This is a genomic window from Pseudomonas sp. NPDC087358, from assembly GCF_044900785.1.
Taxonomy (GTDB): Bacteria; Pseudomonadota; Gammaproteobacteria; order Pseudomonadales; family Pseudomonadaceae; genus Aquipseudomonas.
Genome location: NZ_JBJDOA010000008.1, coordinates 249,134 through 272,680, shown reverse-complemented (window position 1 = coordinate 272,680; position 23,547 = coordinate 249,134). Strand labels below are relative to the sequence as shown.

Annotated in this window: 13 protein-coding genes and 1 pseudogene; 7 read left to right on the top strand and 7 right to left on the bottom strand. The window is 62.0% G+C overall.

Annotation, left to right across the window (positions count from 1 at the left end):
* From ACI2KS_RS19995 to ACI2KS_RS19975, 5 genes are all read left to right on the top strand, one after another.
* Window positions 1–1,029, top strand: a complete 1,029-nt coding sequence (locus ACI2KS_RS19995) for a PilN domain-containing protein (RefSeq protein WP_404622724.1) — start codon at window positions 1–3, stop codon at window positions 1,027–1,029.
* Entirely contained in the window at window positions 1,004–1,720 is a 717-nt protein-coding gene (gene gspM / locus ACI2KS_RS19990; protein ID WP_404622723.1) for a type II secretion system protein GspM, read from the top strand. Before ACI2KS_RS19995 ends, gspM begins: the two co-directional genes overlap by 26 nt.
* Window positions 1,717–2,226, top strand: coding sequence for a hypothetical protein (locus ACI2KS_RS19985; RefSeq protein ID WP_404622722.1), 510 nt, complete (start codon window positions 1,717–1,719; stop codon window positions 2,224–2,226). The genes gspM and ACI2KS_RS19985 overlap by 4 nt, the downstream gene beginning before the upstream one ends.
* Before the next feature lie 4 nt (window positions 2,227–2,230).
* Window positions 2,231–4,534 (top strand): type II secretion system secretin GspD, encoded by a 2,304-nt coding sequence (gene gspD / locus ACI2KS_RS19980; RefSeq protein ID WP_404622721.1) that lies wholly within the window; start codon window positions 2,231–2,233, stop codon window positions 4,532–4,534.
* A 1,887-nt stretch (window positions 4,535–6,421) separates the two neighbouring features.
* Window positions 6,422–8,623 (top strand): ornithine decarboxylase, encoded by a 2,202-nt coding sequence (locus ACI2KS_RS19975; RefSeq protein WP_404622720.1) that lies wholly within the window; start codon window positions 6,422–6,424, stop codon window positions 8,621–8,623.
* A 106-nt stretch (window positions 8,624–8,729) separates the two neighbouring features.
* Here ACI2KS_RS19975 and ACI2KS_RS19970 read toward each other — a convergent pair whose 3' ends face one another.
* Window positions 8,730–9,068 carry a hypothetical protein gene (locus ACI2KS_RS19970; protein WP_404622719.1) on the bottom strand — a complete coding sequence of 113 codons (339 nt, stop codon included), beginning with the start codon at window positions 9,066–9,068 and terminating at the stop codon, window positions 8,730–8,732.
* A gap of 231 nt (window positions 9,069–9,299) precedes the next feature.
* Entirely contained in the window at window positions 9,300–9,728 is a 429-nt protein-coding gene (locus tag ACI2KS_RS19965; RefSeq protein WP_404622718.1) for a cupin domain-containing protein, read from the bottom strand.
* A 178-nt stretch (window positions 9,729–9,906) separates the two neighbouring features.
* Between ACI2KS_RS19965 and ACI2KS_RS19960 the strand changes: the two genes are divergently transcribed.
* Entirely contained in the window at window positions 9,907–10,803 is an 897-nt protein-coding gene (locus ACI2KS_RS19960; RefSeq protein WP_404622717.1) for a LysR family transcriptional regulator, read from the top strand.
* A gap of 281 nt (window positions 10,804–11,084) precedes the next feature.
* Here ACI2KS_RS19960 and ACI2KS_RS19955 read toward each other — a convergent pair.
* Window positions 11,085–11,192: pseudogene (locus ACI2KS_RS19955) on the bottom strand (GNAT family N-acetyltransferase); the annotation flags it as partial.
* Window positions 11,193–11,298: 106 nt separating this feature from the next.
* Here ACI2KS_RS19955 and ACI2KS_RS19950 point away from each other — a divergent pair.
* A complete protein-coding gene (locus ACI2KS_RS19950) occupies window positions 11,299–17,136 on the top strand; it encodes a DUF3320 domain-containing protein (RefSeq protein WP_404622716.1) in 5,838 nt (1,945 codons plus the stop codon).
* Window positions 17,137–17,422: 286 nt separating this feature from the next.
* On the opposite strand, the gene ACI2KS_RS19945 is transcribed toward ACI2KS_RS19950, so the two are convergent.
* From ACI2KS_RS19945 to ACI2KS_RS19930, 4 genes are read right to left on the bottom strand one after another with little or no spacing between them, the layout of a single operon-like run.
* Window positions 17,423–17,776, bottom strand: coding sequence for a cupin domain-containing protein (locus ACI2KS_RS19945; RefSeq protein ID WP_404622715.1), 354 nt, complete (start codon window positions 17,774–17,776; stop codon window positions 17,423–17,425).
* A complete protein-coding gene (locus tag ACI2KS_RS19940; protein ID WP_404622714.1) occupies window positions 17,773–19,395 on the bottom strand; it encodes a N,N-dimethylformamidase beta subunit family domain-containing protein in 1,623 nt (540 codons plus the stop codon). Before ACI2KS_RS19940 ends, ACI2KS_RS19945 begins: the two co-directional genes overlap by 4 nt.
* Window positions 19,392–22,016, bottom strand: a complete 2,625-nt coding sequence (locus ACI2KS_RS19935; protein ID WP_404622713.1) for a CehA/McbA family metallohydrolase — start codon at window positions 22,014–22,016, stop codon at window positions 19,392–19,394. The genes ACI2KS_RS19940 and ACI2KS_RS19935 overlap by 4 nt, the downstream gene beginning before the upstream one ends.
* The gene (locus ACI2KS_RS19930) at window positions 22,013–23,494 is read right to left on the bottom strand and encodes an APC family permease (RefSeq protein ID WP_404622712.1); all 1,482 of its coding nucleotides are present in this window, start codon (window positions 23,492–23,494) and stop codon (window positions 22,013–22,015) included. The genes ACI2KS_RS19935 and ACI2KS_RS19930 overlap by 4 nt, the downstream gene beginning before the upstream one ends.
* Window positions 23,495–23,547: the final 53 nt, after the last annotated feature.

Sequence of the window (23,547 nt, the reverse complement as noted above, 5' to 3'; positions counted from 1 at the left end):
ATGCGCGCACAGCTGCCGTGGATCGGGATGCAACAGCTGATCAACCGTTGGCGAGGCAGCGGGCTGCGCCGCGCCTGGCAGTGGTGGCTGGGACAACTGAGCGCTTGCCTGCCGGAACACTGGACCCGCAAGCCCGCCGAACAGCTCTACCAATGGCCTCTGGCCGAGCCGCCCACGCCGCCGGCCGGGTCTGTGCAGGCGGTGTTGCTGCTACAGCCGGATCAGGCGCTGGTGCACTGCCTGACGTTGCCACTGGCCGCCAGGCACTCGTTGCACAACGTGCTGGCATTCGAGCTTGACCGCTTCACACCCTTGCCAGCCGAACGCGTGCATTATTGGGTCCACAGCACCCGCCTCAGTGCAGGCCGGCTGCACGTGACGCTGGTGGTCGTGCGCCGCGAACACATGAGCCAATGGCTGGACACTTTCAGCCGGCACGGCATCGCGTTGGCCCGTATAGACCTTCTGGATGAACAGGGTCAGCGGCTCGGGGCCCAGCTGTTGCCTGACGATGCCTTGCAGACGAGTACAGGCTCGGGTCGCAGGTGGCTGTGGGCAGGCGCGGGGTTGCTGGTGCTGCTGTGGGTTGCCATGGCGCTGACCCTGCACGATCGCGAGCAAGTCCTGGCCAGCCGAACCCTCGAGGTCGCCCAACAGCGCGCCACGGCCTCGGAGTTGCTGGGCTTGCGTCGGGACCTGGAACAGGCGGGCGGTGCAGAGCGCTACCTCGATGATCTTAAACAACAGCAGCCGACCCGCGCGCTGCTGCTGGCCGAGCTGAGCGCCTGTCTACCTGCCAGCACCTGGCTGCAGAGCCTGCAGATCAACAAGCAAGGTCAGGTAGACCTGGCCGGTTTCAGCGCCGACGCCAGCAGCCTGATCAACCAGATCAAGCAGTGCCCTCATCTGACTGACGCGCAGTACCAAGGCATCATCCAGCCTGACGCCGGCAGCGGCAAAGACCGCTTCTACTTGCGTGCCCAGGCATCGCGGGGGGTCGAGCATGCTGCGCTCACCATCGGACCGTGAGCAACGCGCACTTGCGCTGGCGCTGCTGGGCGTCTGTCTGGTCGCGGCCTATTGGTTGCTGGTGCACAGCTGGTTCGTAGGTCCCCTGCTTGAAATCAATCAGCGCATGCAGACCCTGGCTGAGCAGGATCGGCATTACAGCGAACTGCTGGTCAGGCGCGACGGCTTGCAGCGACAGTTGCAGGATGCCAGGACCCGGAGCAGTGACACCCAGGGTCTGCTGCCCGGCGAGGACGCCAGCGCCGTGGCCGCTGACCTGATGCAGCGCGTCAGCGGGCAGGTCAAGGGGCTGGATGCCGTGGGTGGTGGCTGCAGTGTCATCCAGCGCATGCCGATTGCCACTGAACGCTCGGTGGCCGGTCCCTGGCGGCCGGTGATGCTGAGCATGGACCTGGACTGCGCCATCGAGCCTCTGCTGCATCTGTTGTATTGGCTGGAATACGCCAGACCCTTGTTGTTCGTCGAAGAGCTGAACATCAGTCGTGGCGCAAGCGTTGTGCCTCAGGACGCGCAGGACACCCCGGCGCCAAGCCTACCGACTCAGTCGGCAAAACTGACCGTGCACCTGCTGATCGCCGGCTACATGGCCGGCTCACCGACAGAGCCTGCCGCCGGGAGCCAAGGCGACACCGAGGAGGCGGCGCCCGACGCTGCGGTGCAGTCCCCCGCGGACGAAGGTGCTGATCGGTGAGCCGCACGATGCGGATCGGTCTGCTGCTCGGGTTGATATTCGTTACAGGGGCTATCGTCAGTGTGATGAGCCAAACGGGTCGCCAGACGCAAGACATCGCCGATAGCCCTCAGCCCGTCGCCGAGGCAGTCGAGGCTGTCCCTGAAGCGGCGTCCGCGCCTACGTTGCAAAGCCTTGAAGCGGCCTGGCAGCACCCGTTGTTCAACCCCGATCGCCAGCCGGACCGCGTACGCAGCAGTGCAGCCGCTGGGGTCGGGCTTGAGGGTATGCAATTGACCGGGGTGATCATCGAAGGCGGACACAAAATCGCTTTGTTCAGACAGCCCGACGGCCGAAGCCTCACGCTCAAGGAAGGCGCGGACCTTAACGCCACCTGGCGTGTGACGCGTATCGATGCACGGCGGGTCGAACTACACAGCGCAGACGAATCACGCGTGCTTCAGTTAGCCACCCCACGGTTGCCAGCAGTCCCGGTGCCACCACCCCATCGCGACGGGAGGCCTTGAGGCCATGCATTCAAGGACAACGGCAGCCAACAGGATTCTGGTCGGCATCCTCTTGCTGGGGCTGGTGGCTTGTGCCACGCCGCGCCCTCCGGCCGGCGATGACGATCTGCTCCGCGAGGCCATGCGTGGCACTGGCAGCGATCGTCGGCCTGCCACCCAGCCGCTGCCTGTGGCCAGCGCGACGCAGCCGCCAGGGTCCACAGCCGCGCCTTCGCAACGCCAGCTCATTCGCGGCAGCCAGCGCTTCATCCAGGACACCGCGCCGCAGGCTCCGCGATCCGGCCCGGTCGAGCCCGGAAGCGGCGGGGTGATGCTGAACTTCACCAATCAGTCGATCGTCGCCATCGTCAACACCATCATGGGTGATCTGCTGGAAGAAAATTACACCATCGCCCAGGGAGTGACCGGCGAAGTGTCGTTTTCCACCTCGCGGCCGATCCCCAAGGATCAGGCCATGGCCGTGCTCGAGAGCCTGCTGGGCTGGACCAACAACGCCATGATCCGCCAGGGCAACCGCTACGTGATCCTGCCCGCTTCGCAGGCAGTGGCGGGCCTGCTGGTGCCCTCGATCGGCATCGGCGCGCCACCGCGGGGCATGTCGGTGCGGCTGTTTGCGCTGAAGTTCATCTCGGCGACCGAGATGCAGAAACTGCTCAAGCCTTTTGCCCGCGACAGTGCATTTCTGCTGGTCGATCCGGCACGAAACGTCTTGGGCATGGCCGGCACCAGCGAGGAGCTGGGCAACTATCAGAAAACCATCGACACCTTCGATGTCGACTGGCTGCGTGGCATGTCAGTGGGTGTATTCAGCCTGCAGCGGGCCAGCGTGGCCGAGCTGATGCCGGAGCTCAAGCGGGTGTTCGGCGCAGACAGCGGGACACCGCTTGCCGGCATGCTCAATTTTCTGCCCATCGAGCGCACCAATTCGGTGGTGGTGATTTCATCGCAGCCGCAGTACTTGCAGGAAGTGGGGCAGTGGATTCATACCATCGACGAGGGCGGCGGCAACGAGCCTCAGCTCTACGTCTACGACGTGCGCAACATGAAAGCCGCCGACCTGGCCCGCTACCTGCGGCAGATCTATGGCAGCGGGGCGATTCAGGAGGATGCCCCGGCGCAGGTCGCGCCGACCATGAGCACCACCATTCTGTCCTCACCGATCGGCAACGGCGCCGGATTGGGCGGCAGTGGGTCAAGCCTGGGCGGCAATTCGGTGGACGGGCTGCGCCGCGGGTCATTGGGCGGCAATCAGCAGAATGGCGGGCAAGGGTTGGAGAGCAGCAGAACCTTCAGCGCCACCGGAGAGGAACAGACCAACAGCGAAAACACCGAGCCGGCCGCTGAAGCGGGCACCAGCAAGGGGCTGGATGACAGCACACGGATTTCGGCGCAAAAGAGCAGCAACCAGCTGCTGGTGCGGACCCGTCCCACTCAATGGGCGGAAATCGAGTCGGCCATTCGCCGCCTCGACAATCCGCCCATGCAGGTGCAGATCGAAACGCGGATTCTGGAAGTCACCTTGACCGACGAGCTGGATCTGGGCGTGCAGTGGTACCTGGGTCGATTGGCGGGGAACTCGACCACGCCCGGCATCGGCAACGTCGCCGGCAGCCAGGGCGCGGTGGGCAGCGGCGGCGCGGGGCTGGGTGCCAGCGATGCGCTGTTTTACTCCTTCGTCGGCAATAACCTGCAAATCGCCTTGCGTGCCCTGGAGGCCAGCGGCAAGACCCAGGTGCTGTCCGCGCCCTCGCTGGTGGTCATGAACAATCAGCCAGCGCAGATTCAGGTCGGCGATAACATCCCGATCAGCCAGACCACGGTCAATACGATCAACACCGACACCACCTTGAGCAGCGTCGAATACATACAGACCGGGGTGATTCTGGACGTGGTGCCGCGCATCAATCCGGGGGGACTGGTCTATCTGGACATCCGTCAGCAGGTCAGCGACGCCGGCGCCACCACCAGTGCCGATGTCAATCCACGTATCTCCACCCGCTCGATCTCCACTCAGGTCGCGGTGCAGAGCGGGGAAACGGTTCTACTGGGCGGGTTGATCCGCCAGGACACGGTCGATACGTCCAATAAAGTGCCTTATCTGGGGCGTATCCCGGGATTGGGCTGGCTGTTTGGCGCGACCTCCCGTTCAAAAGGGCGCACGGAGCTGATTGTGCTGATCACCCCCAGGGTGGTCTCCAACAACAGCCAGGCGCGGCAGGTGACCGACGAGTACCGCGACCAGATGCTGCTGATGACCCCCCCAGCCCGCATGCCGGCGCCACGAACCGGTCAAAAACCCTCGTTCTAGTCGATCACCCTGTAGGAGCGGGCTTGCCCCGCGAGCTGCCGGGCACCGGCAGTAAACCCAGACGTCCCGGCCGTGTCAGACACACCGCGTAGGCAGGCTTTGCTGGCGCTTCGCGCCAGATCGTCGGCAAGCCGTACTCCCACGCCCTCCGGGCAGAAGCAATCCGAGTCATGCTCTGGACTTAGATTTCTGACTCCCACGCCCTCCCGGGCAGAAGCAGTGTGAGTCATGCTCTGGACTTGGATTTCTGACTCCCACGCCCTCCGGGCAGAAGCAGTGTGAGTCATGCTCTGGACTTGGGTTTCTGACTCCCACGCCCTCCGGGCAGAAGCAATCTGAGTCATACCGCAGACTTGGATTTCTGTTCGCAGCGCTGAACCGAGCCCTAAAAAGTCAGGATTGATGTCCAACTTTCGAGGTCGGTTCACCCTGTTGGAGACTCTATGATTTCAAACAAACTCCTCAAGCAGCGTTGGACTATTGCGCCGCCTGCTTTTGATTCTGGCCAGAGGCCGTGGGAGCTCGGCTTGCCAGCGATCTGCCGGGCACCGGCAGTAAAACCAGACGTCCCGGCAGTATCAGGTACACCGCGTTGGCCGGCTTTGCTGGCGCTTCGCGCCAGATCGTCGGCAAGCCGTACTCCCACGCCCTCCGGGCAGAAGCAATCTGAGGCATGCTCTGGACTTGGATTTCTGACTCACACGCCCTCCGGGGAGAAGCAGTGTGAGTCATGCTCTGGACTTGGATTTCTGACTCACACGCCCTCTGGGCAGAAGCAATCTGAGGCATACCGCAGACTCGGATTTCTGTTCGCAGCGCTGAACTGACCCCGAAAAAGTCAGGATTGATGTCCAACTTTCGAGGTCGGTTCACCCTGTTGGAGATTCTATGGTTTCAAACAAACTCCTCAAGCAGCGTTGGGCTATTGCGCCGCCTGCTTTTGATTCTGGCCAGAGGCCGTGGGAGCTAGGCTTGCCAGCGATCTGCCGGGCACCGGCAGTAAAACCAGACGTCCCGGCAGTATCAGGTACACCGCGTTGGCAGGCTTTGCTGGCGCTTCGCGCCAGATCGTCGGCAAGCCGTACTCCCACGCCCTCCGGGCAGAAGCAGTGTGAGTCATGCTCTGGACTTAGATTTCCGACTCCCACGCCCTCCGGGGAGAAGCAGTGTGAGTCATGCTCTGGACTTGGATTTCTGACTCCCACGCCCTCCGGGCAGAAGCAATCTGAGTCATACCGCAGACTTGGATTTCTGTTCGCAGCGCTGAACCGAGCCCTAAAAAGTCAGGATTGATGTCCAACTTTCGAGGTCGGTTCACCCTGTTGGAGACTCTATGGTTTCAAACAAACTCCTCAAGCAGCGTTGGACTATTGCGCCGCCTGCTTTTGATTCTGGCCAGAGGCCGTGGGAGCTAGGCTTGCCAGCGATCTGCCGGGCACCGGCAGTAGGATCAGGCGGCGCGGCGGGTCAGGCACACCGCGTTGGCAGGCTTTGCTGGCGCTTCGCACCAGATCGTCGGCAAGCCGAACTCCCACGCCCTCCGGGCAGAAGCAGTGTGAGTCATGCTCTGGACTTGGATTTCTGACTCCCACGCCCTCCGGGCAGAAGCAATGTGAGGCATACCGCAGACTTAGATTTCCGACTCCCACGCCCTCCGGGCAGAAGCGAGGCTGCGGCAGGGCGTTCTGGCCGTGGACCCACGCCCTCCGGGCAGGGGTTAGGGCAGTGTATAGCCGCACTCTGATCTGGATCAGTACCGCTCGTGCGCGGCGGGGTCAGACTGTCCTCCCGGCGGGGTATCAAGACGGTCACATTCACCGACCAGGCTCACCGGCAACCCTTCATCCGCGCGACTCATTCACCCCACCTCTCCAGGAAGGTTTTTTCATGAATAGATTGAAAATTGCCGCAAGCCCCGGCGCTCGAAGCAGCTTCGTGACAACGCGCGAGGTGGTGGATTTTTGCGCAACCGATCTGACGGACGTCGCGGCGGTGGTGCTCACGGCGCACGACTGGCGCGCCGGTCGGGTCGATGACATCAATCGGTCCGGCTTTGATATCCCGGTATTTTTTGCCGTCGCCAAACACGACGAACTGACGCGCGCCGCGATCCTCGACATCGAGAAGGTGTTGCTGCAGATCAGCGGTGTGTTCGACCTGGAGGGCGATGACGCTCACTACTATGGCCAGCAGCTGGAGAGGGCGGCAACGCAGTACGAGGAGGCCTTGTTGCCGCCGTTTTTCGGCGCGCTCAAACACTACGTCGAGCGCGGTAATTCTACCTTCGCCTGCCCGGGCCATCAGGGCGGCCAGTTTTTCCGCAAACACCCGAGCGGCAGGCTGTTCTTTGAATTCTTCGGCGAGACCCTGTTCCGTGCCGACCGCTGCAATGCCGACGTCGAAATGGGTGATCTGCTGATCCACGAAGGCGCGCCGTTGCAAGCCCAGAAACGTGCCGCCAAGGTGTACAACGCCGACAAGACCTACTTTGTGCTCAACGGCACCTCGACCTCGAACAAGATCGTTACCCAGGCCTTGCTGACGCCTGGCGATGTGGTGCTGTTCGACCGCAATAACCACAAATCCATTCATCAGGGCGCGTTGTTCCAGGCAGGTGCCACGCCGCTTTATCTGGAAACGGCGCGCAACCCTTACGGCTTGATTGGCGGCATCGACGCGCATTGTTTCGAAGAGCGCTACCTGCGCGAGCAACTGCGCAGCGTGGCGCCGGCCAAGGCCGATGACGCACGGCCGTTCCGCCTGGCAATCATTCAGCTGGGCACCTACGACGGGACCGTCTACAACGCCCGGCAGATCATTGACCGCATTGGCCATCTGTGTGACTACATCCTGTTCGACTCGGCGTGGCTGGGTTATGAACAGTTCATCCCGATGATGCGGGACTGCTCGCCGTTGCTGCTGGAGTTGGGCGCAGACGACCCCGGGATCTTCGTCACGCAGTCGATCCACAAGCAGCAGGCCGGTTTCTCTCAGGCCTCGCAGATCCACAAGAAAGACCGGCACATCAAGGGGCAGGCGCGCTACTGCAATCATTTACGGCTGAACAACGCGTTCATGGCGCAAGCGTCCACCAGCCCGTTTTACCCGTTGTTCGCCTGCCTGGACGTCAATGCGCGCATGCACAGCGGGCGCAGCGGTCACCGCTTGTGGGATGAATGCGTGCGCGCCGGTATCGAGGCGCGCAAGCTGCTGATGGACAACTGCACCTTGGTCAAACCCTTCGTACCGCCGACCATCGATGGGCGCTCCTGGCAGGATTATCCAACCGACGAGATCGCCAACGACCTGAGGTTTTTCCGCTATCACCCCGACGAGCGCTGGCATGCATTTGAAGGGTACGCCGAGAATCAGTACTTCATCGATCCATGCAAATTATTGTTCACCACGCCCGGCATCGATGCCCAGACCGGTCAGTACATGGACTTCGGCATTCACGCCGGGGTGCTGGCGACCTTTTTGCGCCAATACGACATCGTCCCGGAAAAGAACGACCTCAATTCCATCCTGTTTCTGCTGACGCCGGCCGAAGGCAAGGCGAAGATGGATCATCTGGTCGCGCAGATCGGACGCTTCGAACGGTTCATCAAGGACGACGCGCCGATGGCGCAGGTGTTGCCAGGCGTCTACAACGCATACCCCATGCGCTATTGCGACTACAGCATTCGCCAGCTCTGCCAGGAGATGCATTCTTTGTATGCCCGCCATGACGTCAAGCAGCTGCAGAAAGACATGTTTCGCCAGGCTGGCATGCCCGTGGTCGCTCTGGACCCACGCGCTGCGAGTCTGGAATTCGTCCGTGGAAACGTCGAGCTGATTGCCCTGGAGGACGCCCGGGGGCGCGTGGCAGCCGAGGGCGCCTTGCCCTATCCACCCGGCGTGTTATGCGTCGTACCGGGCGAGATCTGGGACGGCGCGGTGTTGGCGTATTTCCTGGCGCTGCAGGATGCGATCAACCAGTTCCCTGGCTTCACCCCTGAACTGCAGGGTGTGTACCTGCGCGTTGAAGACGACGGTCGTATCCGTGCGTATGGGCATGTGCTCACACGGGCAACAGCGCCGGGCCATTGAGCCCGGACCTGCGGCGCAAACCGGATCGAAGGGCGCATGCGCAATCGATCCGGGAGGGCTGGCCAAAGCCTGGCAGGCACGGCTTGGCCAGCTCACTGTCACCGGTTCACGAACCGCTGCCAGAGCTTCCAGTCGACCCGGAGCTGCCGGTGCCGCCCGTGCTCTGAGAGCTTGAACCTGCGCCTGATGGGGTTTTATTTCCAGGGCTCGAATTGCCCCCACTGCCGGCTTCACCGCCGGAGCCGGGAAGCGCAGAGCCATTGGTATTGGCGCCGTTGGTGCCGCTTGGCCGTGAAGAGTTGGAGGAGGTGCCCTGGGTCGATGCAGAGCCGCCGCTGCTGCCTTCAGTCGAGGTGCCACTGGTGCTGGTCGCGGCCATTACCGGCAGTGAAAGTGCGCAGGTCAGTGCAGCCATTGCGCACGCAGAACTCAGTTTCTTATTCATATCAAAAGCCTCTTCGTCACAAATATCAGAGGGTAGGAACGTTGGCGTGGGTGCCAACGACTCTGGGGCTGTGACTCATCAGGGCGAGGAAAAAGTTTAAAAAAATGAGTAATGCGCGATGAACGGTGACGTCATCCGTTAGATGAAAGCACGCATCGCCGGTGCGGCGCTGCCCTGAATGCCTGCGCCAAAGCGGTCAGCATGGCTCCGGTCGGGTGGCCCGGGCAGGCTTCACTCGGTCACCAGAGGTCCGCTCGAATATTGCTCGTCGGTCACCGCTTCCATCCAGTCGGTGTTCTTGCCGTCGAGCGTCTCGGTGACGGCGAAGTGCGACATTGCGCTGGTTGCAGACGCGCCATGCCAATGCCGTTTCCCACAAGCGCAGGTCACTGTGTCACCGGCGCGGATTTCGGTCCGCGGCCCGCCTTCACACTGGGTCCAGCCGACGCCGGTCAGCACCACCAGAATCTGGCCCAGAGGGTGCGCGTGCCAGAAGGTCCGGGCCGAGGGTTCAAAGGTGACGATGGCCCCGGTCGCACGCCCAGGCGCCTGGGCCTGGAAAAGATGATCAATGCGCACCGAACCGGTGAACCAGCTGTCAGGTCCCTTGACCGAGGGTTTGCTGCCGTTGCGGATGATGGTTTGATCAGAACTGCTCATGGGTCTTGCCTCGATTGCTTGTGGGATTGCGTCGTTCGCTAATGCGGAGCGCCGTTGCAGCCGCCGATGCCTTGGAGGCCAGGGGCCGAGGCTGCATGAACGACAAGAACACTTTATAGGCGCAGCTGATCAATGATTAGATGGCAAGACAGGAATGCACCTATGCACAGAGGCATCAATGAACGGCGAGAATTTCAGCGACTTGTTTGGTTTCATGACCGTCGCGCGTGAGCGAAACTTCACACGCGCCGCAGCGCAATTGGGGGTCTCTCAATCGTCGTTGAGCCGAACTGTCCGGGCACTGGAAGACCGGCTGGGCCTGGTGCTGCTGACCAGGACCACCCGCAGCGTCACACTCACGGATGCAGGGCGCCGGGTGCTGGCAGCCGTGGCGCCCAGGTTCGAGGAAATCCACCATGAGCTCGAGCTGATCGGTGAACTCAAGGACCGGCCCAGTGGCGTCGTACGGATCACCGCAATCGACTTCGCAGCCAATGCCTATGTATGGCCGCGTCTCAAGCCACTGCTGCAGCGCTACCCCGATATTCACATCGAGCTGATCAACGACTACGGCCTGGCCAATATTGTCGAGGAACGTTACGACATCGGCATCCGCTTGGGTGATCAGGTCGAGAAAGACATGATCGCCGCTCGGATCGGGCCCGACCTGACCATGGCCATGGTGGCCTCTGCAGCGTTCATGCAACCCCATGAAAAACTCAAGACGCCTCAGGATCTGACTCGACACAGCTGCATCAACCTTCGTTTGCCAACCCGTAATGCACTGATGCCCTGGGAACTGCGCAAAGGCAGCCGAGAGGTTCAGGTCCGGGTGAGTGGGCAGCTGGTGTTCAACTCCACGTATCAGATGCTCGATGCCTGCCTCGAAGGCTTCGGCATCGCCTATGTACCCAAGGTCCTGGTCGAGGAGCACGTGCGGGCGGGTCGGCTGGTCTGGGTGCTGGAAGACTGGTTCCCGACGTATCTGGGCTTCCATCTGTACTACCCCAGCCGCCGCCAGGCCTCGCGCGCGATTGCGCTGGTTGTGGAGGCGCTCAGGCAGGAAGAGCCCTAGTCAGGGGCGGCATGCCCTCGCGTCGTCGGCGCAGTCGTTGCGCAGGTGAGGGTTGTTGACCCCAGTTGCGACATCCCGCGGTGTGATGTCAGATGCCGGAAGAGCGCCGGTGGACGAATGAGCGTGCGGCGGTAGGGCATCGCTGCGGACCGAACAAAGCTGACGCTGATCCTCCTCTTCCGAGCGCGGATTTGCTGAATAGCCGATGCGCGTCATCAAACGAGTCTTGTTTTCCAGATGGATCGTAGGCTCGGCGTCATGAATTCATCTGGGATTTAGCTGAATCCGAGGGAGGCATAGAAGCCCTCGGCAGTGATTGAAGAGCGAACACGCAGCAGATCGAATCCACCTCTCATGGCTACTGACTCAGGATTTGCCATCAACGCCCGTCGATTCGCCGATTAACGATTCCCAACCATCGATTACTCATGGACTATAGGCGCCATTTGGCGGCCTCTCAGTGGGGCCCGCGCTCGTAGCTCCAGGAGCCCGTGAATGAATATCAAGATTGAGGCGCTGATCGCCCGCAAGATCGGCTTCGCCTCCCACCAGAATGCCGTTCCGTTGGTCCGTGAGCTGAGCATCTGCAATCAGGAACAAAGCACGTTTGAAAACCTGCAACTGACGTTAAGTACCGACCCCGAGTTCGTTGAAAGTCGCACCTGGCACATTGACCGCATCCATGCAGGTGATCGCCTCAGCATCTCCGAGCGCGACATCAAGCTCAACGCGGGTTATCTGTCCGGGCTGACTGAAAGCCTGAGCGCCGAAGTGGTGATGCGCCTGTGCCGCGGCGACGAGCTATTGGTGGAACAGCGCTTTGCCACCGAACTTCTTGCGCGCACCGAGTGGGGCGGCTTGAGCGCCATGCCGGAGCTGTTGGCGGCTTTTTGCATGCCCAATGATCCAGCCGTAGACCGTGTGCTCAAGGCGGCTTCTCAAGTCTTGCGCCGCGCAGGCAAGAAAGATGGCATTGACGGTTATGAAAGCAAGTCCCGCAGCCGCACCTGGGAACTTGCCTCGGCCATCTGGTCTGCGGTGTGCAGCTTTCAATTGAGCTACGCATTGCCCCCGGCCAGTTTCGAGCAACAGGGGCAGAAGATCAGGCCGCCAGGCGTGGTGCTGGAAAACGGCGTCGCCACCTGTCTGGACACCGCGTTGCTGTTCGCTGCGGCGCTGGAGCAGGCGGGACTCAATGCCCTGCTGATCATGACCAAGGGCCACGCATTCGCCGGCGTCTGGTTGCAGCCACAAGAGTTCGCCCAGCTGTTGACCGATGAGGCATCGGCTGTGCGCAAGCGTCTGGACCTCAAGGAAATGGTGGTTTTCGAGACCACCCTGGCGACCCAGGCGCCGGCGCCCAGCTTCTCCCAGGCCGTCGCGGCTGCGCAGCGTCAGCTCGATGATGAGCAGTTCATCATGGCCATCGATTTGCACCGGGCCCGGATTCAGAAGATCCGCCCGCTGGCGCTGGTGTCGGCAGTGAATGCATCCGGGGCGAGCGATGACGCAACGCCCGCCCCGGAGGGATTGGAAGAAGCCCCGGCGCTGCCCGGCTTCGATGTCGAGATCAACGAAGGTGCCCAAGGGCCTGCGGGCAAACTGACCTTGTGGCAACGCAAGCTCCTGGATCTGACGACCCGCAACCGTCTGCTCCATCTCCCGGACAGCGCCAAAGGCGTGCGCCTGCTCTGCCCGGATCCCGCAGCCCTTGAAGACCTGCTGTCCAGTGGGCAGCGTATTCGCGTGGTGGCTGTCCCCGACCTTAAAAGCAGTGGCCGTGATGTGGCCCTGTACGAGGAGCAAAACAATCAAAGCCTGGTCGACGAAGTCGCTCGTCAGGCGCTCGCCCGGGGTGAGGTGCTCGCCAGTCTGGAAAAGATCAAGCTTGAGGCAACGCTGATTGATCTGTTCCGCAAGGCACGCAGCGATTTGGAGGAGGGGGGTGCCAACACGTTGTTCCTGGCCATCGGCTTTCTCAAGTGGAAGAAAAGCGCCGAAGACCCGAAAACCTACTCCGCGCCACTGATTCTGCTGCCGGTGAAACTCGAGCGCAAAAGTGCCTTGTCTGGGGTGACGCTGAGCCTGCTGGACGAGGAGCCGCGTTTCAACCTGACCCTGCTTGAACTGCTGCGCCATGATTTTGAGTTGCTGATTCCCGGGCTCGACGGTGAATTGCCAAGTGACGAAAGCGGTATCGATGTAACCGGCATCTGGAACATGGTGCGCCGAGCGGTACGCGATGTGCCTGGATTTGAAGTCAGCACCGAACTGGTCCTGGGCACCTTCTCATTTGCCAAATACCTGATGTGGAAAGACCTCAATGCCAACGCCGCGCAGTTGCTGCAAAGCCCGTTGGTCAAGCATCTGTTGGCGCCAGACGCCGCAGGCGAGGGCTTCTCTGGCTCGCACGAGTTTCCCAGACCCGAACGCCTTGACGCGACGGTGACCCCGGCACAGCTGTTTGCCCCGTTGCCGGCCGATTCCTCGCAGCTATCGGCGGTAGTGGCCTCTGCCAGCACTCACAGCTTCGTGATGGATGGGCCGCCGGGGACCGGTAAGTCGCAGACCATCGCCAATATGATCGCCCACAACCTTGCGTTGGGCCGTCGCGTGCTGTTCGTCGCAGAGAAAAGGGCCGCCCTTGACGTGGTGTACCGTCGGTTGGCGGAGAAGGGGCTGGGCGAATTCTGCCTGGAGCTGCATTCGAGCAAAGCGTCGAAAGTTGAAGTGCTCAAGCAGCTGGACCGGGCCTGGGACGTGAGCGACGCCTTGAGCGGGGAGCAATGGGAGCGTGAAGCCGCTCGATTGCAAACCCTGCGCGCGCGGCTCAACCAACTGGTCGAGGTGTTGCATCGACGTTGGGGCAACGGACTTTCCCTGCATCAGGCGATTGGTCGTGTGGTGCGTGACCACGGCCCCCAGACGCCCAGACTGCTTTGGCCGGCAAACACGCAACACGATGCCGCCGAGTACGGCCAGTTGCTGGACCTCGCGCGTCGGCTTGGGCTCAACGGTGCTGCTGCGCGCCAGCTGTCGAGCACGTTTGGTGGTTTGGCGCAGACCCAATGGTCGAACGCCTGGCAGGCGCAGATCGCCAGCGCCTCACGTGAGGTGCCGCAGGCGCTGGATGCGTTGAACGACGCGAGTCAAAGGCTGCTTGGCCTGACCCGCCTGTCGTTGCCCGTGGCAGAAGTGACACAGGTCCAGCAGCTCAACGAGCTGGCGAGCTTGATCGTGCAATGCCATGGCCTGAACCTTTCATTCGCCTTCGCGCCGGACGCCGTGGCGCGTCTGGAGGCAGCGCGCCGTGCCTGCCAGTTGATCGAAAGCTACCGTGAGCTTGAAGAAAGCCTGTCGCTCAATTACGCCGACGAAGCTTGCCGTCGCATCCCCTTGGAGGCCATGCACAGCGAATGGCGCGAGGCCGAGGGCAAGTTCTGGTTCCTGGCCACCATGGCCAAGAAAAAGGTCGCGAAGAAACTGGCCGCTTCAGGTGGCGCAGCAGGCCTGCCGGATACGCTCAGCGACCTGGCAACGTTCCAGCGCCTGCAGTCGCAGCTGTTGGAACTGGACGCTCTGGCCGGTGCCATGCAGTCGATTCCTGGCTGGCAAGGTCTGGCCAGTGACACCTCGCGCACGCTGCGCGCCGTCACCCTGGCAGAACGTCTGCGCGGGCTGCTCAGTGGCTTGGCCGAGTCCCCGGACCAGCTGGTTTCGTTGCGCAGCACAGTCGCGGGTCTGGTGATTGATGCCAATGAAATGTTGGCGCCCGAGGGCCAGATCGGCGCAGCGTTATCAATGTTGCAACAGGCCTTGTCGCGCTATGACGACGCCGCTCGGCTCTTCGCAGGCCTGGCTGCAACCACCACGGACGCACAGCCGAGCCTGGCTGCGATGCGCGCGACCTCACTGTCCATCCAGCAGCAGGAAGAGCAACTCAAGGCCTGGTGCGATTGGTGCCGGGTGCGCGAGCAGGCCAGCGAGGCCGGCCTGGCGAGTCTGGCCCAGGCACTGGAAGCAGGAACGCTGATGCCATCTGCCTGCGAGCAAACCTTCGTCACCGCCTATGCCCACTGGTTTGCGACCCAGGGCATCGATGGCGAGCCGCTGCTGAGAAACTTCGTGGCGGCCGAGCACATGAGTGACATCGGCGCCTTCGTTCGTTTGGACGATGAGCTGGCGAAACTGACGGTGCGCTACATCCGGGCGAAACTCTGCGGCTTGATACCTTCCAAAAACGATATCCCCAAGAGCAGCGGCTTCGCCATTCTCAAGCATGAACTGCAGAAGTCTCGTCGGCATAAGCCTGTCCGCCAGCTGGCGATTGAAATGGGTGACGCGCTCAATCGCCTGGCGCCGTGCATGCTCATGAGCCCGCTGTCGATTGCGCAGTTCCTGCCTGCTGATCAGCCGCCATTCGATCTGGTCATTTTCGACGAGGCTTCACAGATCGCGCCGTGGGATGCCATCGGCTCGATAGCCCGTGGCAAGCAAGTGGTGATCGCCGGTGACCCGCGTCAGATGCCTCCTACCAACTTTTTCAGTCGCGGCGCGAATGCCGGAGACGACGACACCGCCGAGGACATGGAAAGCATCCTGGACGAATGCCTGGGAGCAGGGGTGCCGAGCCACAGCCTCAGCTGGCACTACCGCAGTCGTCACGAAAGCCTGATCGCGTTCTCCAACCACCGTTATTACGACAGCAACCTGATTACCTTTCCTGCGGCACAGACGCGTGCGAGCGCGGTTGAGTGGCGCAGGGTCGATGGCGTGTACGCCAAAGGCAAAGGGCGCTACAACCAGGCCGAGGCTCAAGCCATCGTCAGTGAGACGGTCAAGCGCCTCACCGACCCTGCGTTCGTCGCTGCCGGCCATTCCATCGGGATCATCACGCTCAACTCCGACCAGCAAAAGCTGATCAACGACCTGCTGGATGCGGCCCGTAAGCAATACCCGCAGATCGAGCCGTTCTTCCAGGACACCCAGACGGAACCTGTGGTCGTCAAGAACCTGGAAACGGTCCAGGGCGATGAGCGCGACCTGATCATGCTCGGCATAGGCTACGGGCCAACCGAGGCGGGTGCGCAAGTGATGTCGATGAACTTCGGACCGCTCAACAAGGACGGCGGATGGCGCAGGCTGAACGTCGCCATTACCCGGTCTCGACGAGAGATGCTGGTGTTTTCATCCTTCGACCCGTCGATGATCGACCTTAACCGGACCAATGCCCGCGCGGTCCGGGATCTGAAGCACTTCATCGAGTTCGCTCAGCACGGTCCAAGGGCCTTGGCCGAAGCGATACAGGGCTCGGTGGGCGGTTATGACTCGCCGTTCGAGGAGGCTGTCGCGCAAGGGCTGCGGCGTCTGGGCTGGCAGGTGGTGCCGCAAATCGGTGTGTCGCGTTTCCGCATCGACCTGGGGATCGTTCATCCTGATCGTCCAGGGGACTACCTGGCAGGGGTTGAATGTGACGGCGCCACTTACCATAGCGCCGCCACTGCCCGGGATCGGGACAAGGTACGTGCAGCGATTCTCAGTGGCTTGGGATGGAACCTGCTGCGCCTGTGGTCGACGCAATGGTGGGTGGATAAGGAAGGTGCGTTGCAGAGCCTGCACCTGGCGCTGAACGAGCTGTTGACTCAGTCCCGAGCAGAGGCCGTGGCCAGTCAGCCACCCGAGCAGCCGCCGGCGGTTCCACTGGTTATCGACTTTGCCACCGACGCCGGCGTGGCTGGAGAGCTGATCGAAGCGCCAATCGCCCCTGTGACTGAGTCCACGGCCCAGGTTGCCGAGGTTCGCATCGCCCGTGCTCGCGCTGACCGAGCCGTTGATGCGGGACAACAGGGCGAGTATCGCGTCGCCGATCTCAGTGCCTTTGCGCCGATGATCCAGGCCGAGCAGTTTCACCTGCCTGGCTACACCCCGGTGCTGCGCCAGATCATTGAGCAGGTGCTGCGTCAGGAAGCGCCGATCCTCGACGCCTTGCTGGTCCAGCGCATCGCTCGGGCGCACGGCTTCCAACGGTCGGGGCGGCTGATTCGTGACCGGGTGCTGGAGTTGGCTGACCAGCACCACCACGTTCAACAGGCGGGATCGGAGGAGGTGTTCGTCTGGCACGCCGAGGGCGATGTGGCGCAGTGGTCGACCTACCGGGTCCCGGCATCGGCCAATGACGCGCGCTCCATCGAAGAGATCGCGGCGGAGGAACTGCGTATTGCAGCGAGCATCATCGATGCAGGCGATGCAGCCCTGGAAGTCGCCCGCCTGCTGGGCGTGAAACGGCTCACAGGCCCTGCGCGCGAGCGCATCGAGCGAATCCTGCGCGCTTAGCACAGGCCTGAACCGAGAGCCCGGTGTTCACGCGGTTGCCGCCAGCAGCGGCGCGTGAGCACTGGCCAGTGTCGCTGACGCGTCTTTGGCTGCGCCGCCGACTCATGCCGGGTCAAGGTTCGCCCTGCGGTGCGCAAAGCGTTGCGCGAGGAAGGGCTGTGAGTGTCAGCGAAACAGGCTCTTGCTCTCGGTTTGAGCTGCTACCCAATGGCTTATTCATCGCAGGGCCTGTCGCTGCATCCACCCCGAAGGCGGATGCAGCGATTCAGGGATCCAGCGCGGGAGGCTAACCAGCAATGGCGATGAAGTATTTTTCAGTCGGCTCCAGCGTTATCCATCGCCCTTCAAACCCAGCCGGGATATAAAACGCGTCGCCCTTTGTAAACTCGATCCGCCGACCGCTGGCGTCCTCCAGCGCTATGCGGCCCAATGTGAGCACGCAGGTCTCGTTATAGGGCCATGAACGGAAGTAGACATCGCCGGGTGCGCCCCGCCAATAGCCGCCGAATGATCCGCCGGGCAAGTCGAAGGCCCTGTACTCGGTTTCAGTCCAGGTCGACGAAACACCGTCGTAATCTGCCGTAGAGGGTGTCACTGCGGTGCAGTGGTCGCCGATGGTACGAATTTGCTCAATGCTCACGCTTTGTCTCCTTTGCAAAACCGGTCAAGTACGTTGCGCACAATGATGTCCACGAAAGGGTCGCCTTGCTCCAATGCATGGGGCCATTCGGTACAACCACCGTTGAACACTTCGCCTTTGCCTCGAGTGAACGCCGCGATCATGCCTGCACCGCGCATCTGGCCTTCGTGCAGGTAGTCCGGCAAGTCGTCGCCAAGGCTTTCGTTATAGGCGTAGACCTCGGCTTCCGGGCCTCCGATGGGGTAACGTCCGGCGAATCGGTCCTCTTCCCCGCGTACGGCCGGGCACAGGGCGAGGATTTCCAGAGAGGGCGGTGCGCCGTCTTCGAAGGTGGGGTAGGGCAGGCCTCGGTGAAAGGTGTATTCGACCGAATCGACCTCGAAAGCCGCCAGGCATATGGGGGCACCGCCGAGCAGGTCTCCGTAGTACAGGTCGGTGCCGGCGAAGGCCCAATGCTCAGGCCGGTAAACGGTAAAGCCGCCGGAGGAGCGTGGCGTCGCGGTTCCGTAGCGGTTGTAGATACCGCCCAGGCCATTGAGTCCCATGGTCGTTGCCCCTGGTCGGCCTACGGAGCGTGCTTCCCATACGGTGGTCGCCAGGTGTGGCGTCTGGCCAGCCTGCGGATCCAGCGAGGGCAAGCGATAACAGTATTGCGTGGTGGTGTCGTCACTGAGGCGCACCTGCCATTGGTAATTGCCGCCGAATCGCGCCAGACCTCCGCCTGCGTCGACAAACGCATCGATCCGATCGCGCATTGCCCAGCTCCAATACTCGTCATGCCCCACCAGCACCACGCAGTCGTAGCCCGCCAGGCACTGTGGGTCCGAGTGCAGGTCATGCTGGGTCAGATAGTCGAACTGATACCCCGCGCGTTCGGCCCAGACCACGAACGGCCTTTCGTAGGTCGCCCAGAAAGCGTCTGCGTGGTGCCGGCTGTAGCCATGCAATGCAGCCCACTCATAAGCCGGGTAGCGCGGCGCCCAGCCAATACCGGGGGTTTCGCAGTTGGCCTCGCGGGGGGCACCGGCAGGCTTGCGCAGCATGCCCCTGCCGATGGGGCGTTGAGTGGATGCCAGTGGTGATCCGCCGTCATGGCGCGGATCGTCACCCATGCCTCGGTAGTGGTTGGCACCGCCCCAGTCGTTGTAGGCCACAAGCGTACTGGTGGTGAGCACCAGTGCCATGCGCTGCCGTTGACGGGCACGTACTACGAAAAAGTGTTCGCGCTCCCAGATCTCGCCGTCTGCCTGAACCACCTGAAGGACCACCAGGTAGAAGCCACTTGCGGTGTCCTGCGCCAGTGTCCAGCTCAGCCCGACCGGCCAGGCGCATCCGCTGGCATGTGCATCGGGCGGAGCAGGCAACGCAGGTGCCTGCAGCTGCTCGAAACGCTGAAGCACGCAGGGCGTGGCACCGTCGCGCAGCAAGGTCATGGAAAAGCGTTCGGCGTTGCTGCTCAGGTGAAAGTCGATCGTCTCTCCTGGCAGATAGGAAAAACGGTCGGTATAGCACCAGGCCTCGCGCACGGTCGGATCCTGAAACGGGCGTTCAGACGGCCAGTCTTTCTTCGACCAGGCGAATGCGGGTTTGAGTGAAGTATCGTGAGCAGGAAGGGTCATTGTTTAAAGGTCCTTGGGGGCAGGCCGGCTTGCATTGATTCGCGCGCCTGGGCAATGCGCTCGAGTACGGCCGCGCGGGCTTGCGCAAACGGTTCGAGCAAAAACTTCAGATGGTCGCCTTGACCGTGACGGTGATGCGCGCCACCGGGCCAGAAGCGTCTGGAACGCTCTGTCACGTACAGTTCGCAGCCTTCGATCAGCGCCAGCATGTACTGCGCAACTCCGGCATCGAATCGCTGATAGTGATCGCCGCACGCCAGGTAGATGGGCGAGGTATGAGCCATGACCGGCCGACGCCATACATCATGGTGCCGCGCCACCTGTTCCCCGGGTCCGTAGCAGCGTGCAATGACCCAGCTGTCTTGGGTCAGCGGCAGTTGAGCTTCGAGCTCCATCTCGCGGGCTGGATGCATGCAATGCTCGCGGGCGACCACGACCCCATTGACCACGATTTCCAGGCGGTCGATCGGGAAGATCGACGTAACCCTGGCATGGATGGCAACCGGTCTGTCGGCACATCGCAGAAGTTCGCCACCGGGGCTGACCCCCTCGGCCGTCAGTGTCAGGAGCGGACCGCTGCTGACGAAGGTGTTGCCATTGCGTACCCCTTCGCACCAGCTCCAATAGTCAAAACCTTCGGCGCAATGCGCGTAGGTGCGGATCAGCCCGATTGGTACTTCGCTGGTCATTTTGTCCGTACCCCCGACGAGGGGGAGCTGGTAGCCGGCATTCAAGTACCGATAGTATTCGTGCACGTTGTAGTCGTCGTAGGCGATCATCTCCACGGCATCGATGCGCTGGGTCGCGATCAAAGCCGCCGCTTCGCCATTGGGGACGGGAAAGTGCGCAAGGATCACCGTGCCGCCCTGAGCTCGACATTCATCGGCCCAATGGGAGAGGCTGGTCTCCAGCCCGCCTCCCAGGTCCGCTTCTTCCGCGCCGCCGGTGCACCAAGGCATGATCGGCTTGCGCAATCCAAGCAGGTTCATGTGCCCCAGCATGTTGGTGCGGTTTTCCTGGCAGGCGAACACCACGGTATTGCCATCGGCTGAAGCGTGCGGTTGGCCAGTGAACTCCTCAGTGCTGGTGTACAGATGGCCCCATTGACTGAGCAGCAGGTTGACGACGTTGACGTCTTCACCCCGCGCCTCCAGTTCAGCGCCTTGCGTGGAGATGAAATGCACGTGGGTATCGCCGCTGTAATAGCCCTGGATGCGGATATCACTCACACGTTTCAGCGCAACGAGCAACTCGGTTTGCCGTGGTGCAATCGTCAGCTGTTGGTGAAACGGCTCATATTCAAAGCCTCTTGCCGCTTCCACGATCAAGGGGCCGACAGGTAACCAACCCTCGCACTCCCCATTGATGTAGGCATAGGTCTGCGCGCCAAGCCGGACATCGCCCCCGATATCCAGATTCCAGGTGTTGCCGTCGGCGTTTATATGGGCGTGGTGGCTGTACGGCGCCACCGGGATCGAGTCAGGGGTTCGCATATGTACCCGGCAGGTCAGCGCCTGGCCGGTGTCCGCATCGACGAAACGGGTGCGCACCCACGTACGGTCCGCTGGCGCCAGTCGTAAAGTTGCCTGCTCGCCAAGGCGCACTTGGTGCTGCTCCAACAACGTCTGCCATCGGCAGTGCCCCAGCAACTGCGACCCCGCGTAAAGGCTGAGCGTGCCGGAAGGCACGGACGTAACCCGCACATAGCCCTTGTGAGGTTGCGCCTGCGCCGCCCCCCATGCTTTCGGAAAATGGCTGTCCTCTTCGACACTGCCACCTGCCAGTCGATAGGCGTAGCTGCAAAAGCCACGATCAACGCGCAATTGCACCTGCTCGTCCATCGGCTGGTGGTGCAGCTGCAGCAACACGTCGCGTGATACCTCTCGGCCGAACGGATCTTCTGCCAGTTGGCTGGTCGTGATCGCGCCGATGATGATCGAACGGCCTGCGGCATGCAGCTCCAGGTGATCGATCATTTTTTCAGGCTCTGGATTCTCCATGGGCCAGAGGTAAAAACGGTACGGCAAGACGTAAGGAATGCGCGACTGCGGATCCTCCACTTCAACCAGGCGAGCGCCCGCTGCGTCATAGCGGCCACAGCAGCGGTCCATCAATTGATGCTGGGCGTCGTTCAACGCCAGAAACGGGGTCTGCCCCCAATCCAGCGGGATGGCGCGTCCTTCCCATTTGCGCGGCGTGGGTCCGATCTCGAAGCGCTGGCGCACCGGGCGCGTCACGCGGCTGCCGTCGCTATAGTGCAGCGTGTAGTGCGCGCAGGCCATGCCCACCGGGCCGCCTTCGTAGAGGTCCGTTTCAAGCAGCGCGTGAGCGAAGATCAGCCATTGGGCGTGACGCGCCAGGTCGACCCTGGTCGGCGCCTGATTCGGCTGTAGCAGCAGCAATGTGGCGGGTGCTGCGGCATCGGCAAACCTGAAAGGCAGTCCGTGCAGGACCCGCTCGCCCAGGCACACCTCATGCGCGTCTTCCAGCAGATCGGTCGCACGGTTGTAGAGCGCACTCAAATCCAGCGGCTGATAATCGCCCGCCAGGGGTGGTAATGGCGAAACAGGCTCAAGGGTGCTGCCAGGGGAAGGGCAGCACCGGGACGAGGTATGGGTCATGGCTGAACCCCTTTTTTACTGGTCAGTGCTTCGTAGCGCAGAGGCTCGGCGCGTCGCATCCACAAGGCGCGGGCACCACCGAGAACGAACGCTCCAGCGCCACAGGCCAGCAGCAGCCCGTTGACCTGGTCCGATGCGCCAGTGAGCAAAGCGATATTGTCGATCGCCAGCACGAAGATGACGCTCAGTGCCAGGAATGACGCTGTCGGCGCGATCACCACTGTCCACAGGCTTTCCCCGCCCGGGCGGCGCCGCATGTAGACCAGCACCGCCAGCGAGCACAGTGCCCACAGCAATATGATGCCGAGCATTCCCAGTGCGCTGCCCCACAGCAACAGGCCCAGATAAGGGTCAACGCCACACACGACGGTCAGGCCGATGAACACTACGGCAAGCGATGATTGCAGCAGTCCGGCCAGCCACGGCGACTTGCGTTGCGGGTGGGTGAGTGCCAGCCAGCCCGGCAACAGGCCTTCACGGCCCATGGCGTAGAAATAGCGATTGGACACGTTGTGCAGCGCCAGCAGCGCTGCGAATGCGCTACCCAGTAGCAACAGGTTCATCACATCGACGACGGGAGGTGAGGTGAAACGTACGAACAGATTGACCACCAGATTGATCGGGTCTTTTTCAGCCTCGGCCTGGATCATGTCACTGCCGTAGGCCGCCACGATGACTGCCGACATCAGGGCGTAGAACACCGCGATGAAACCGACCGCCATATAGGTCGCACGGCGAACGGTGCGATGCCCGCCGCGCGCTTCTTCGCTGAAGATCGTCGTCGACTCGAAGCCCATGAACGCGCCGAAGATCAACGCAAACATCGCGCCGTTGTGCGGCTGCAGGACGTTACTGGCGGTGAAGGACTCAGTGGGTAAGGGGTGGCCTGCGGTCAGCATGACGGCGCCGGCGAGCACCACAAGCATGGCAATCTCACCGATCAGGATGATTGCCAGAACCCGTGCGCTGGTATGGATGCCTTTATACCCCAGGGTATAGACCGCCATGGCCGCCCCGACTGCATAAAACCACCACGGCAATGTCACGCCGGTCAGGTGAGCCAAGGTGTCGCTGGCGTACACCCCCAATGCGCCGTAAGTGCTGATCTGCAGCGCGTTGTAGGACACCAGCGCTACCGCCGCTGCGCCTGCGCCGATCGGTTTACCCAGCCCCTTGGCGATCACGCAATAGAATGCTCCTGCATTCTGCACATGACGACTGATCGCCATGTAGCCTACGGCAAACAAGGCCATGATGCAGCCGGCGATCAGATAGCCACCGGGCACCGCGGATCCACCCTTGAGAAAGTGCAGGGGAGTGACAGCGACGATCAGCGTCAGGGGTGCCAGCGCGGCCAGTACGGTGAATACCAGATCCGCAGTGCCCATGGCATTGGCCGCCAGGTTGTTGGTTTGTCGTGTGGGTGATGCACTTGCGCCCGAGGACAGGTCGTCCTCGACAGGTGTTGATGATTGCATGAGAGCCAGCCTCGAAATCGTGAAATCAAGGAATGACGAGAAATGAACAGTCA